The sequence below is a fragment of the Photorhabdus aballayi genome (assembly GCF_026153155.1).
Classification (GTDB): domain Bacteria; phylum Pseudomonadota; class Gammaproteobacteria; order Enterobacterales; family Enterobacteriaceae; genus Photorhabdus; species Photorhabdus luminescens.
This window is the reverse complement of record NZ_JAPFCD010000043.1, coordinates 1-13,875: the sequence shown is the minus strand read 5'-3', so window position 1 is coordinate 13,875 and position 13,875 is coordinate 1. Positions and strand designations below refer to the sequence as shown.

Annotated in this window: 16 protein-coding genes; 6 read left to right on the top strand and 10 right to left on the bottom strand. The window is 41.7% G+C overall.

The window, feature by feature from the left end; genetic code table 11:
• Window positions 1–120 precede the first annotated feature (120 nt).
• From trmB to OO184_RS18180, 5 genes are all read left to right on the top strand, one after another.
• Entirely contained in the window at window positions 121–840 is a 720-nt protein-coding gene (gene trmB, locus OO184_RS18200) for a tRNA (guanosine(46)-N7)-methyltransferase TrmB (protein ID WP_132346720.1), read from the top strand.
• Complete coding sequence (locus OO184_RS18195) at window positions 840–1,166, top strand: YggL family protein (protein ID WP_049583164.1); 327 nt, start codon at window positions 840–842, stop codon at window positions 1,164–1,166. Before trmB ends, OO184_RS18195 begins: the two co-directional genes overlap by 1 nt.
• Window positions 1,167–1,376: 210 nt before the next feature.
• Complete coding sequence (gene glsB / locus OO184_RS18190; RefSeq protein ID WP_265380387.1) at window positions 1,377–2,303, top strand: glutaminase B; 927 nt, start codon at window positions 1,377–1,379, stop codon at window positions 2,301–2,303.
• Window positions 2,304–2,331: 28 nt separating this feature from the next.
• Window positions 2,332–3,054 (top strand): YggN family protein, encoded by a 723-nt coding sequence (locus OO184_RS18185; RefSeq protein ID WP_265380386.1) that lies wholly within the window; start codon window positions 2,332–2,334, stop codon window positions 3,052–3,054.
• A 117-nt stretch (window positions 3,055–3,171) separates the two neighbouring features.
• A complete protein-coding gene (locus OO184_RS18180) occupies window positions 3,172–4,122 on the top strand; it encodes a siderophore ABC transporter substrate-binding protein (protein WP_265380385.1) in 951 nt (316 codons plus the stop codon).
• A gap of 695 nt (window positions 4,123–4,817) precedes the next feature.
• On the opposite strand, the gene OO184_RS18175 is transcribed toward OO184_RS18180, so the two are convergent.
• From OO184_RS18175 to OO184_RS18150, 6 genes are all read right to left on the bottom strand, one after another.
• Window positions 4,818–5,480: a hypothetical protein gene (locus OO184_RS18175; RefSeq protein WP_265380384.1), complete on the bottom strand. Its 663-nt coding sequence runs from the start codon at window positions 5,478–5,480 to the stop codon at window positions 4,818–4,820.
• A 606-nt stretch (window positions 5,481–6,086) separates the two neighbouring features.
• Complete coding sequence (hemW, locus tag OO184_RS18170; protein WP_265380383.1) at window positions 6,087–7,217, bottom strand: radical SAM family heme chaperone HemW; 1,131 nt, start codon at window positions 7,215–7,217, stop codon at window positions 6,087–6,089.
• Window positions 7,210–7,803, bottom strand: a complete 594-nt coding sequence (locus tag OO184_RS18165; RefSeq protein WP_265380382.1) for an XTP/dITP diphosphatase — start codon at window positions 7,801–7,803, stop codon at window positions 7,210–7,212. The genes hemW and OO184_RS18165 overlap by 8 nt, the downstream gene beginning before the upstream one ends.
• A gap of 26 nt (window positions 7,804–7,829) precedes the next feature.
• Window positions 7,830–8,378 carry a YggT family protein gene (locus OO184_RS18160; RefSeq protein WP_265380381.1) on the bottom strand — a complete coding sequence of 183 codons (549 nt, stop codon included), beginning with the start codon at window positions 8,376–8,378 and terminating at the stop codon, window positions 7,830–7,832.
• An 18-nt stretch (window positions 8,379–8,396) separates the two neighbouring features.
• Window positions 8,397–9,218, bottom strand: a complete 822-nt coding sequence (gene proC / locus OO184_RS18155; protein WP_265380380.1) for a pyrroline-5-carboxylate reductase — start codon at window positions 9,216–9,218, stop codon at window positions 8,397–8,399.
• A 25-nt stretch (window positions 9,219–9,243) separates the two neighbouring features.
• Window positions 9,244–9,939 (bottom strand): YggS family pyridoxal phosphate-dependent enzyme, encoded by a 696-nt coding sequence (locus OO184_RS18150; RefSeq protein ID WP_265380379.1) that lies wholly within the window; start codon window positions 9,937–9,939, stop codon window positions 9,244–9,246.
• Window positions 9,940–9,961: 22 nt separating this feature from the next.
• On the opposite strand from OO184_RS18150, the gene OO184_RS18145 reads away from it, so the two are divergent.
• Window positions 9,962–10,999 carry a type IV pilus twitching motility protein PilT gene (locus OO184_RS18145; protein ID WP_265380378.1) on the top strand — a complete coding sequence of 346 codons (1,038 nt, stop codon included), beginning with the start codon at window positions 9,962–9,964 and terminating at the stop codon, window positions 10,997–10,999.
• Between the two features lie 70 nt (window positions 11,000–11,069).
• Here the strand turns inward: OO184_RS18145 and ruvX are convergent, their stop codons facing one another.
• The 4 genes from ruvX to rsmE form a co-directional block, all read right to left on the bottom strand.
• Window positions 11,070–11,489, bottom strand: coding sequence for a Holliday junction resolvase RuvX (gene ruvX, locus OO184_RS18140; protein ID WP_265380377.1), 420 nt, complete (start codon window positions 11,487–11,489; stop codon window positions 11,070–11,072).
• Window positions 11,490–12,053, bottom strand: a complete 564-nt coding sequence (locus OO184_RS18135) for a YqgE/AlgH family protein (RefSeq protein ID WP_036814730.1) — start codon at window positions 12,051–12,053, stop codon at window positions 11,490–11,492. It abuts the gene before it with no gap.
• Window positions 12,054–12,161: 108 nt separating this feature from the next.
• Entirely contained in the window at window positions 12,162–13,112 is a 951-nt protein-coding gene (gene gshB / locus OO184_RS18130; protein ID WP_265380376.1) for a glutathione synthase, read from the bottom strand.
• Window positions 13,113–13,121: 9 nt separating this feature from the next.
• Window positions 13,122–13,853: a 16S rRNA (uracil(1498)-N(3))-methyltransferase gene (rsmE, locus tag OO184_RS18125; RefSeq protein WP_265380410.1), complete on the bottom strand. Its 732-nt coding sequence runs from the start codon at window positions 13,851–13,853 to the stop codon at window positions 13,122–13,124.
• Window positions 13,854–13,875: the final 22 nt, after the last annotated feature.

Here is a 13,875-nt window from a genome sequence, read left to right as displayed (position 1 = left end):
TTGTCACGATCGGACTTGCTAAAATCGCCCATCTTTGGATAATGCGCTCTCTTTAGGTGGTTTGCTGGTAAAGCAGCCATAGACGGCTGAATAAATGCCTTTAAAACTGACAGAAATACCATGATAAATAACGTAATTTCGCCGGAATTTGATGAAAATGGCAGGGCATTGCGCCGTGTTAGGAGTTTTGTTCGTCGTCAGGGCCGGTTAACTAATCGTCAACAACAAGCACTTGATAATCTTTGGCCAAAAATAGGTGTTGAATATCAGGCAGAAAAGCTGGAGCTGGCAGCGCTTTTTGGGCGAGAAGTTCCTGTAGTGCTGGAAATTGGCTTTGGCATGGGGGCATCGCTTGTCACAATGGCAAGTCAGAATCCAGAAAAAGATTTCCTTGGGATTGAAGTTCATGGACCTGGCGTCGGCGCTTGTCTGGCTTCCGCAGAAGATGAAAATATCGGTAATTTGCGGGTGATGTGCCATGATGCGATTGAAGTGCTGGAAAACATGATCCCGGATAATAGTTTGGAAATGGTACAGCTTTTCTTTCCAGATCCGTGGCATAAAGCACGTCATAACAAACGCAGGATTGTACAGCCGCCATTTGCTGAACTGATAAGAAGCAAGTTGAAAGTGGGTGGCGTATTCCATATGGCGACTGACTGGCAGCCATATGCTGAGCATATGTTGGAAGTGATGAATGGCGTAGATAATTACCTTAATTTGTCTGAAAATGGTGATTATGTACCGCGTCCATCTTCACGCCCGATAACGAAATTTGAATTGCGCGGTCAGCGGTTGGGGCATGGCGTATGGGACATAATGTTTAAGAGGATTAAGTAATGGCTAAAAACCGCAGTCGTCGTTTGCGTAAAAAGATGCATATTGATGAATTTAAAGAATTAGGCTTTTCTGTTAAGTGGAGTTTCCCGTCTAATACACCTGTAGATATTATCGATAGCACTGTCGATGCGTTTATTGATGAATTGATCGAATCTAATGGCTTAGCATTGGATGCCAGCGGTTATCTGCATTGGGAAGGCTTAATCTGTTTGCAAAAAATTGGTATGTGTACAGAAGAGCATCGCCAATTGGTTGAAAAGTGGTTGAAGGATCGCGGTATGGAAGATGTCATGACCTCTGAACTATTTGATGTTTGGTGGGATTGATTAATCTATACCCTATAGATTTCAAGATGCATCGCGACGGCAAGGGAGCGAATCCCCGGGAGCATAGAGAACGATGTGACCGGGGTGAGTGAGTGCAGCCAACAAAGAGGCAACTTGAAAGATAACGGGTATATCGCTATAAAATAGCTTGCATGAATTACAACAGGGGTTACTGGTGGTTAATGAGTACCCCTGTCTGGAGTAAAATCAGTGAGTACAACGTTCTCTAATACGTTATTGTCGGATATTTTGCGACAAGTTCGTCCCCTGATTGGCCAAGGGAAAGTGGCAAATTATATTCCTGCACTGGCGGAAGTTCCTGCTGATAACTTGGCAATAGCTATCTGTACCATCGATGGGCGGATATTTCATGCTGGAGATGCTGAGAAGCGTTTTTCGATTCAATCTATTTCTAAGGTATTAAGCCTGACTTTAGCCATGACGCGCTATCAGGAACAAGAGATCTGGCAACGGGTCGGGCAGGAACCTTCTGGTCAGCCATTTAACTCATTAGTTCAGTTGGAACTGGAAAAAGGCAAACCCCGTAACCCTTTTATTAACGCAGGCGCATTAATTGTATGTGACATGTTGCAGTCGCGATTGAGTGCGCCTAAACAGCGTATGTTGGAAGTGGTGCGCAAACTTGCTGGTTGTCCTGATATTTGTTACGACAACAAAGTTGCCCGTTCTGAAATGGAGCATTCTCACCGCAATGCGGCGATTGCCTATCTAATGAAATCCTTCGGTAATTTCGATAATGATGTACTCGCGGTACTGCAAACTTATTTTCATTATTGCGCTTTGAAAATGAATTGTATTGAGCTTGCTAAGTGTTTTATTTATTTGGCGAATCAGGGGAGTACGATAGGTTCTGAGCAGCAGATTCTCAGTCCACGTCAGGCCCGACAGATTAATGCGCTGATGATGACCTGTGGTATGTATGATGGTTCTGGTGAATTTGCATTCAGAATCGGTATGCCGGGAAAATCTGGCGTTGGTGGTGGGATTGTGTGTGTCGTGCCGGGAGAGTTCACAGTTGCTGTTTGGTCACCGGAATTGGATCGATCGGGGAACTCTTTAGCGGGTTGTGCTGCCCTAGAATTGTTAGCCGATCGTGTTGGTCGATCTGTTTTTTAATTCTTAGGTGATTTTCTTAGGAGAAAACATGTTACGCAAAATTATTATTGCTGCATCTTTGCTATTTGCTGCTCAGACTCAGGCAGGTTATGAATGCCAGGTAAATCCACAGAATGACATTATTATTACTTCTCAATCAGTTCAAGTTGTGGGGGCAAGTGGCAATCTCCAGATTTCACCTGATGGTTCAGTAATTCGCGATGGTAAGAACTTAAGTTTAAATACTGAACAGCGTCAGAAAGCACAACGTTATCAGCAGGCTTTGCGGCAGGATTTGCCTTGGATAAAACAAGAAACCGGAAAACGCCTGATAACGGCCCGTAAATCCTTGGATAAAGTGGTAGTAGATACTATTGGTAAGGATAGCAATGTGCGTAATCGGTTGTCTGATCTTGAATCAGAGCTTAATCAGCAAATAAACCGAATTATTGAAACTCGCTCCGATGGTATGGCATTCCACCATCAAGCGATTAAGCAGGTTGAAAAAGATAGCCGTCGCTTAATCGAGCAAAGTCTTGGTGGGGTGTTACAGGATAGTATTAATGAGATTGGCAATAAACAATTTAGCCTGAATGGTGATAATAATCAGGCATTACAATCATTGCTTGGTAGTTTGGGTGGATTGCAGAATGATTTGAAAGCTGAATGGCGGGTTCAGGAAGAAGATTTCCAGCGTTTTGGCAAAGAGGTTTGTGGTAAGGTCAGTGGCCTTGAGCAACAAAGAATTGAGTTACTGAATTCTATTAAATAGTTGCTAATAATTACAAATAAGAATCAATTTGAAATTGATTCTTATTTAGATTGACATATTTTTTTCGCTACCTAGAATGCAAATGTTTACTAAATATCCTTTCTTGGAGTGCGATATATGAAAAAGATAATCCCTGTCGTTCTGGTATCGTTATTTGCTGTTGCAAGCCATTCCGCATTTAGTCAGAAATCTGCTGTAGTTACGCCTAATGTAGTTACCGCTCAGGCTAATGATAAGATCACAGTTAAGCACCTTTCCGGTGAAACTGAGGTCAAAAAGAATCCTCAGAGAGTTGTTTCATTTGATTTCGGTATTTATGATTCATTAGTTAAATTAGGTTTATCAGATAGGGTTGTTGCATTACCTACTGGTAATACGCCTGAATATCTCCGTAATAGCTTACCTAAAGGGGTAGAAAATGCGGGGGGTATGAAAGAGCCAAATCTGGAAAAACTGGCGCAACTTAAACCTGATTTAATCGTTATTAGCGGGCGTCAAACTCCTTTCTATGAAAAGCTGTCAAAAATAGCACCAACAATTAATTTGGGTATTGATAGCAAAAATTATCTGGTTTCAGTTGAAAATAACATAACGTTATTAGGTGAATTGTTTAATAAACAGAGTGAAGTGAAAGAGCAGATTGTTGAGCTGGAAAAAACTATTGCTAAAGCTCAGGATAAAGCTAAATCTTCTGATGCAAAAGTTTTAGTATTGCTGCATAACGCAGGTAAATTAGTGCTGAATGACCAGAGCGTAGTGTATGACGTGGTTAAGGCACAGAAAGCAGAATTATCTATTCCTGCTGGTGAAGATAAAAACAAATTCGTTGTAGTGACTCCTGATATGATTGCTAAAGCTAATCCTGGTGTGATTCTCATTATTGACCGTAGTGAAGCAATTGGTGCAGGTAAGTTGGACAAACAAAAATTTGAAGATGATAAAATAAAATCTACTTCAGCGTATAAGAATGGCAAAATCACTTATCTGAAATCTGATCTGTGGTATTTGTCGGGTGGTGGTTTGGAAAGCTTAGCTGCACAAGTTAATGCTGTAGCTGATGCCCTTTAATCAGGTCATGGGCCATTTTGAATTTGAATAGTAAATAGTGATTGAAGTTCCACAATGGATTGTTTTAGGTTTGATCTGACAGTTATCGGTTATTTATGCTGGTGGCTGTCAGGTTTTTGGTTTAAATGAAGTTACTATCGTACAACAATGATTTGTCGTTTGGTTATTGTGTTTACATCTTGCCCGATGGGTGCATTATTCTATGAATAGTTAGCTTATTATTCTTATTCCCAGAATTAATAATTAAAAAGATAGATGAATTTTTCTATTAGAAATAATGTCTTATTTATTCATAAAATAGAACTTTAATCTGTTATAATATATGATATATAAACTAATGTGGCTATTAAGAAGTTATAAATATATTTCTGTTGTATATAATTGAACAGAAAAGTTTTTTTAGATGCTAATGGTGATTTTTATATTGAGATTACAAGGTGAAATCATTATTTGTTTTATATTTAAGTGTCTGATTTATTCGAGTTTATAATATGAATAATGATATATCCAATAGATTTCAAGATGCATCGCGACGGCAAGGGAACGAATCCCCGGGAGCATAGATAACTCTGTGACCGGGGTGAGTGCAGCCAACAAAGAGGCAACTTGAAAGATGACGGGTATATTTATATTGAAAGGAACTTATAATAAATAATAAGTTCCTTAATAATTTGATTAGATTGCAGATAAAGGTCTTACAGACAAACATCAACTGCGTTTACAGAGTCAAGCACCAATGTGGCTATAGCAGGACCTTCCAGTGCTATTTCTGCAATAAATGCAACTCCATCTGTAGCAAACCATATAGTTAATTGCGCTATGGCGGTTATCCCAGTAATAACCCAGTCGTACCAATGCATTGACTCCTTTAAGGAGTTAATTATTCCAGAAATACCTATATCATTCTTAACTTCAGAGATTAATGACCAAGTATTTTTTGATTTATCAATAATAGAAGGAGAGTTTTTAAGGTCTTTAACTATAGCAAGTAATTCATGTATAGCATCATGACCTAATTTTTTCAATAATACTTGTGTGGCTGAATGCCTTTCAGATTCATGTATGCCCATGAATTTGAATGCAAGACTAAAAGCACCAGCGACAACTGTACCAATTGCAAGAACGCATTGAGATACACCTGCATACTCTGTTGGTTTTAATATTCTATCAGTGTTAGTTGGAGCTGAATTATTGAAATGCAATCTCTTGTAAGCATCATTTACAACCATGTCAAAACTAATATTTTCTTTTTGATGGTCGGAAAGTTGATCATAAAAATCTTTATAATATGGAGTCAGTGCTGTAGCGAGGTCTTCTTTAGATAAAGTATATAACATTTCTTTATTTTCAATGTTCATTTATTACCCCAATCAAAGTGAAATTAAAAATAATTTTTTAAATGTTCGTGCTTATAAATAGAAATGCAACCAAGCAAAAATTAAATATAGTCGTATTTGAGAAAACTTAAATGATATTATTGTGTCGTAATTCACATATATTAAAAATTAATATTATGTGGAATGTTTTTTTATTAAATTTTAATCAATTCGCTTATTGATGATCGATGTTAATTATTATCTATATGAGTAAATATATTTATAGGAAAGATTCACAAATATTTATATTATTATTTTTATATTATATTTGTTAATTTGTTTTTCTACACATTGAGTTTTTATTATTAAAAATTAAATTGTGAATTATTATTTCAATATTAATGCCTTGATTAATTTGTAATTTATATATTACTTAAATCTGAAATGGATAATCAGCCATCTGAAAGGAGCAGGAATTCGATACTGGATAATCAGTCGCTACCATCTAATGAGAAGCCCTTACTGAAGTTCAGTAAGGGGCAATGTATTATAAATAAACTCAAAACCAATAGCGGCATACAAGCCTATGCACGAGATGACACGAGACGATCTTTGTGAAACATGAATTTTCCGAAAGCAATTTTTGTGCTAGAGAAATAGTTCCAATAATGAATTTAGGAACAGTTTGCCTTTCTGAGTAATTTGCCAGTGTGTTGCTGTTTCAGAGAGATAGCCTGCTGCTAAGGCTTGTTCAATTTGAACACGGATTGAAGCCTCAGATAACCCAGTGAAATCACTGAAATCTTGTTTGGGCATCATTTCCAGTAAACGGAATCGGTTCATAAAAAATTCAAATGGCCGATCTTCATTTTCTACTTGATTCTGTTTATCCAGATAGCGTCCTTGCATATATCCGCGGGGGTGTTTGGTTTTCACTGTACGCAGAATACGGCCATCTTCAAATGTGATTTTTCCATGAGCGCCACAGCCAATACCAAGGTAATCCCCAAAACGCCAGTAGTTAAGATTATGCTGGCATTGATAGCCTGGTTTGGCATAAGCAGAAGTTTCGTATTGCTGATAACCTGCTGCTGTCAGCAATTGGTGACCTTGTGAAAAGATATCCCATAAAGCATCATCGTCGGGCAGAACCGGAGGGCGAGAGCCAAAGCTGGTATTAGGTTCAATAGTCAACTGATACCATGAAAGATGCGGTGGTGATAATGCGATTGCCTGACGTAAATCATCCAGCGCCTCATCAAGGCTTTGGTTCGGCAAACCATGCATCAAATCCAGATTAAAACTGCGTAGCCCCAGACTAGCGGCTAAATGTGCTGCCCGTTTGGCTTCATCCGGCCCGTGAATACGACCAAGGCGTGCTAGTTTATCCGGGCTGAAACTTTGCACGCCAATGGATATTCGGTTAATACCCGCTTGCTGATAACCACTAAAGCGGTCGGCTTCCACAGTACCTGGATTGGCTTCCATAGTAATTTCAGCTTGCGGCGATACCGGTAGGAGAGCACGGACACCATCCAGCAATTGTTGCATTGCCTGTGAACTAAGCAAGCTAGGTGTTCCGCCGCCAATAAAGATAGTGGTAATTTCCCGTTCATTGACCATTGGCAGATCCGTTTTCAGATCTGCCAATAAATGGTCAACATACTCCTGGTGCGGAACATCACCTTTCAATGCATGAGAGTTGAAATCACAGTAAGGACACTTTTGTACACACCACGGAATATGGATGTAAAGACTTAGTGGTGGAAGTTTAAGCATTACCTAGTGTATCCAACATCATCTTTAGTGCCTGACCACGGTGCGAAACGGCATTTTTTTGTTCACCAGTTAATTCAGCCGCGGTACAACCTAATTCCGGTATGTAAAAGATGGGATCATAACCGAACCCGCCATTACCGGCAGGTTTACGTGCGATAATCCCCGGCCAGCGGCCGTGAAATACTAGCGGTGTTGGATCTTCCGCGTGGCGCATATAAACCAGCACACAGTTAAACTGAGCTTGACGTTGATCATCAGGAACATCTTTCATCGTATCTAGCAGTTTTTCTAGATTTTGCTGATCGGTGCTGTTTTCACCTGCATAGCGCGCTGAATAGATGCCTGGAGCGCCGCCAAGGATGTCTACGGATAGACCAGAGTCATCCGCAATCGCCGGTAGGCCGGTAATTTGCGCGGCGTGGCGAGCTTTAAGAATAGCATTTTCAATAAATGTCAGCCCAGTCTCTTCGGCTGAATCTACGCCTAATTCAGTTTGAGCAACAATATCCAGACCAAAATCAGCCAGTAATTGCGCCAGTTCACGAACTTTTCCGGGGTTGCCGGTTGCCAGAACGACTTTTTGCATTATTTTGAATCCAATTTAATTCTTATTTACTGTATCAACCATGAAAGAACATCAGCACGAAGATAGTTCAGTGCGTAGAGGATCAAGATGACGATCATTGCGGAGAAATCAAGGCCGCCCATTGTTGGGATAATACGGCGGATAGGCGCCATCAACGGTTCTGTCAGTTGCATCAGAACATAGTCAATCGGATTGCGCCCCTGACTTATCCAGCTCAGTAAAGCACGTGCCAGCACTAACCAGAATACCAATTTACCTGCTGCTGTCAGCAATTCGATTAACCCGATAGGGATGAAAAGTGTGAGGAAAGCAACCGTACCGGTACTGAACCAAAGTTGCATGATTAATTTAAACAATACCAGAACGTAAGCGACAGCAATGGAGGCAGTATCGAGCGAGCCAATAGCCGGTATAACTCGGCGTAATGGGCGAATGATCGGTTGCGTCATTTTCACAATAAATTGGGCGAACGGGTTATAAAAATCACAACGAGCCCATTGCATCCATACACGAAGTAATAAAACAGCGATGTATAAATCCAGAACTGTGAATAGAATAAAAGTTAAAAATTGCATTTAGCAGCCTTGATAAAATTAAAATTGTTTTTCCATTTCCTGTGCCCGGCGAATAGCTGCCTGCATAGCGTTGGATATGGTTTCCGGCAATTTGCCTTCATAAAAAATACGTAATGCTTCCGCAGTAGTACCGCCTTTAGATGTTACCTGTTCACGCAGGGTTGCAAAAGGGAGATCTACATTTGATGCGGCCAGTGCCGCAGAACCTATTGCCGTTTGCAAAACAATTTCACGGGCTGTTTGGCTATCGAAACCTAAACGTTCCGCTTCCTGTTGCATTGATTCCATAAATAGGAAGAAATAAGCGGGCGCACTACCTGCTACGGCGATAATGTCATTGATGCCGTTTTCATCTTTTACCCAGTAGGTTTTACCGACACTGTTCATTAATGCTTGAGTGAAATCACGGTCAGACTGGCTGACTTGTTCAGATGCGAATAATCCACTTAACCCTTGACCAATTAATGCCGGAGTGTTTGGCATGATACGGACAATATTGAGTTTATCTTGTAATAAAGCATCAAAGCGCGCAACAGAAATACCTGAGGCGATAGACAGAACCAGTTTGTTACTGAAATCTACGTTTTCTTTCAGCGGCTGACAAACCTCTGCCATCACTTGCGGTTTTACCGCCAGAACGATAACGTCGGCTTCTTGTGCGTAGCGAATATTGTCACTGCTGTTGTTAACGTCATACTCTTTTGTTAGTGCGTCACGACGGGCATTACTTGGCGAGCAGACATTAATTAGCTCGGCAGGGTACCCTCCTTTTATTAATCCGGCGATGATGGCGTGAGCCATATTACCGGCACCAATAAAGGTAATTTTACGTTTTTCCATTAAATACCTCGTAGCGTTGAAATGGTTAATTGTGATACTGACGCGCACCGAAAATGGCTGTTCCAATTCGTACTAATGTGGAACCACAATTAATAGCAGCAGCCATATCATCAGTCATCCCCATTGAGAGGGTATCTATTTGAGAATATTTAGTTTTCAGGTTAAGGAAGGCTTGCTCCATTCTCCTGAAAACCGCCAATTGACGTTCATAGTCAGGTTCTGGTGCCGGGATTGCCATTAAACCCCGGAGCTTTACATTCGGCAGTTTGTTCACTTCGGCAGCCAGCGTTGATAGTTCATCAAGTCGAATACCTGATTTGCTCTGTTCATCACTGATATTTATTTGAATAAGAATATTCAGCGGTTCCATTCCTTCCGGGCGTTGTTCGCTCAGGCGTTGTGCTATTTTGAAGCGGTCAACGGTGTGGCACCAGTTAAAATTTTCTGCTACCAACCGGCTTTTATTAGACTGTAACGGACCGATAAAGTGCCATATCAAATCGTTACGATTTGCAAAATAAGTAATTTTTTCCACACCTTCCTGCACATAATTTTCACCAAACTGGCGTTGCCCGGCAGCGATTGCTTTTTCGATATCTTCCACAGGTTTGGTTTTACTGACTGCAAGCAAGGTAATTTCTTCTGGAGCGCGTTCGCATTTCTGTGCGGCAATGGCTATATGGGTCCTGACATCTTGTAAATTTTGTTCAATATTGTTCATGGTGACTCAGGAGATTAAAAAAATGAATATGGATAAGCTAGTGGCCCTTAGTGTAAAGCATAATGCTTCAGATCTGCATCTTTGTATTGGACAAGTTCCTGTATTACGTATAAATGGAGTGCTTTGCCCGCAAACTCAACTGTCATCGGTAAATAATCTATTGTTGGAAGAGTGGAGTAGACAGTTTTTATCAGAAAGTCAGCGACAACAGCTATTAACGGGTGGACATGTGGATTTTGCGCTGGAAACAGAAAATGGCCAGCGATTGAGAGGCAATATCTTTCGTCAGCACTCCGGGTTGTCAGCCGCTTTGCGTTTAATTCACTCTCAGTGTTCAACTCTGGAACAGCTAAAAGCACCTGAAATTATCCGTGAAATGGCTTTGCGGGAAGAAAGTGGGTTGATCTTGGTAACCGGCGCTACAGGCAGCGGGAAGTCGACAACGTTAACGGCCATTGTGGATATGCTGAACAGCCACAGTTGTCAGCACATTATTACATTGGAAGATCCCGTGGAATTTATCCACCATAGCCGCAATTGTCTGATACAACAGCGACAAATTGGATTGGATTCACCCAGTTATCAGGAAGCGTTAAAAGGGGCTCTCCGGCAAGATCCTGATGTATTACTGTTGGGGGAGTTGCGGGATAAGGAGACAATACGCTTGGCGTTAACTGCGGCAGAGACTGGGCATCTGGTATTATCGACTTTGCATACCAGAGGTGCTGTACAAGCAATTGACCGGTTGGTAGATATTTTCTCTGCTGAAGAAAAAGGATGGGTACGTAGTCAGCTAGCAGGCAGTTTGAAAGCCGTGATAGCACAGCAATTAGTCTCTGCACAGGGAGGTGGGCGAGTCGCTGTATATGAAGTATTGGTGGTTAATCAGGCTGTGAGTCATCTGATACGAGAAGGAAAAAATTATCAAATAACAACGCTTATGCAGACGGGTGCTGCCAGTGGGATGCAAACCTATGAGCAGGGCTGGCAGCAGCGTAAATTGCAGGGATTACTGGCAGAGCAAACGGAAAGGAAGATTAAAGAAAATGCTATCAGTTAATCGCGAATCGTGGTTTACGGTTGCTGTTAATTGATTGCTGTTACTGTTAGTTGATCGCTATTAATAACGCTTAATAGTGCTGTTCAAACCAGCTCTCCAGAATAATAACAGCGGAAGTAGCATCTACTTTTCCTTTGTTTAAGGCCTTATAACCACCTCGATCAAACAGATGAGCGCGGGCTTCAACGGTTGTCAGACGTTCATCCTGGAGTTGGACTTGTACGCCAAACCGGCCATGCAGCCGGTTTGCAAATTTACGAGCTTGCGCTGTTACTAATTGCTCTGTGCCATCCATATTAAGGGGAAGACCAACGATAACCAGATCGGGTTGCCATTCTTTAAGTAATTTTTCGATTTGCTGCCAATTGGGGATACCCTCTGTGGCTTTAAACGAGGTTAATGCTCTGGCGGTACCTGTTATTTCTTGTCCAATGGCTGCGCCTATGCTGCGAGTGCCAAAATCAAAAGCCATTATTGTACGGTTACTCATCTATGCATGTCCTGCCTGTGGCGCAATATTATAGATATTGATACCAAGCAAAGAGGCGGCTTCACGCCAGCGGTCCGCAATGGGTGAGTTGAAAATAATATGTGGATCAGCGTTTGCTGTTAGCCAGCTATTCTCCATTATCTCTTTTTCAAGCTGGCCTTTTTCCCAACTGGCATACCCCAACGTGACCAATATCTGTTTTGGTTGGCGTGGTGTACCCAAGGTTTCCAGGACATCTTTGGATGTGGTGATCATTGTGTCATCGGAAATTTTAATACTTGAACTGAAACCGGGTCTGGGAGTGTGCAATATAAAACCATGATCTTCAGCCAGTGGGCCGCCAGTCATGACAGGTTTGTTTAGACTGATGCTTTCATCCCGATCTTCTGGTGATATTTTCAGCTTTTGTAAAACTTTCCGAACGGAGATTTGCTCAATAGGTTTATTTATCACCAATCCCATTGCCCCATTTTCATTATGTTCACAAATGTAAACAACTGAGCGTTTGAAATAGGGATCAGATAATGAGGGCATGGCGATAAGAAAATGGTGCTGTAGATTCATTTTATTTCTAGTAATTAACCTTGCTGTGTAAGGATTATTTAGCCCACAGTATGTGGGCTAAAAGTATAAATGACAAACCCTGACAGGCAAATTCGCAAAAAGAATTTTTTATTTCTCTAACCGTTGTTCAATCGCATTCATTAACATGCCAATGATTGAAATATCAGGGAAAGCGGCTTCTATCTCGCGTGCACAGGTTGGGCTGGTGACATTAATTTCAGTCAGTTTGTCACCAATGATGTCCAGGCCGACAAAAATTAACCCTTTTTCTTTTAAAGTCGGAGCAACAGCTCTGGCGATAGCCCAGTCACTTTCTGAAAGCGGGCGAGCTTCACCACGGCCGCCCGCAGCAAGGTTACCTCGGGTTTCACCTTGGGCAGGGATACGAGCCAGGCAATAAGGAACAGGTTCGCCATCGACAATTAATACCCGTTTATCGCCTTCGTTGATGGCCGGTAAGAAATTCTGCGCCATGCAGAAGCGACTGCCATGTTCCGTCAAGGTTTCGATAATTACGCCAACGTTTGGGTCATCTTTTTTCAGGCGGAATATTGATGCACCGCCCATACCATCTAGTGGTTTAAAGATGACATCGCCATGTTTCAGGTGGAATTCACGCAAGTGAGCCGCGTTGCGAGTGACTAATGTATCTGGTGTTAAATCAGGGAACCAAGCTGTGAAGAGTTTCTCGTTACAATCGCGCAGGCTTTGTGGTTTATTGACAATGAGAGCGCCTTTCTCTTCTGCGCGCTCCAGAATATAAGTGGCGTAAATGTATTCAGTATCAAATGGCGGATCTTTACGCATCAGGATGACATCCAATGTTTCCAATGCCAGATCTTGTTCTCTATCGAATTGATACCATTGCTGTGGACGGTTTTCTACCTGCAATAAGCGGGTACGTGCGCGTGCTTCCCCTTGGTGCAGATAAAGATCGCTCATCTCCATATAATGGAGTTCCCAGCCGCGGCGTTGTGCTTCTAATAGCATGGCAAAACTGGTGTCTTTCTTGATGTTGATGGATGAAATGGGGTCCATCACGATGCCGATTTTGATCATTCTTTCTCCTTAACCCAAATCGCCGAAACGCACTTGTAATGCAGTAATTGCGGTGAGCGCTGTCGTTTCTGTTCTCAGTACCCTTGGTCCTAACAGGATATCAGTAAATTGGTAATTAGTTGTCATAGCAATTTCATCTATCGATAATCCTCCTTCCGGGCCAATCAGTAAGCGCACTTTTTCTACAGGTAAAGGCAGGGTATTGATGCTTTGGCTGGCTCGTGGATGTAGATTTAATTTTAAACTGCCATCATCTTCCGCACACCAGTGTTCGAGTTGCATCACTGGGCGAATTTCAGGTATACGGTTGCGGCAGCATTGCTCGCAGGCAGCAATAGCAATTTTCTGCCACTGTTGAAGTTTTTTAGCCAGCCGTTCTCCATCCAGCTTTACACCGCAACGTTCAGAAATTAAAGGCGTAATAACATTTACCCCGAGTTCTACAGATTTTTGAATGGTGAACTCCATTTTCTCACCGCGGGATATGACTTGCCCTAAATGGAGATTAAGTGGTGATTCATTATCGGCAAGTTCGCTATTGCTGATATGTACTTTGATAGATTTTTTGCTAGCTTCGGTAATCTGAGCGTTGAAGATCTGATTGCTGCCGTCAAACAGTTGCAACTGTTGACCATGACTCATTCTGAGTACCCGCCCAACATGGTTAGCCGCCTCATCACTCAGATAAATTTCAGTATTCGATGAGAGTAATTCCGGGTGATATATGCGGGGTATGCGCATGTTTTTCTTTCCTTCCTGCGGG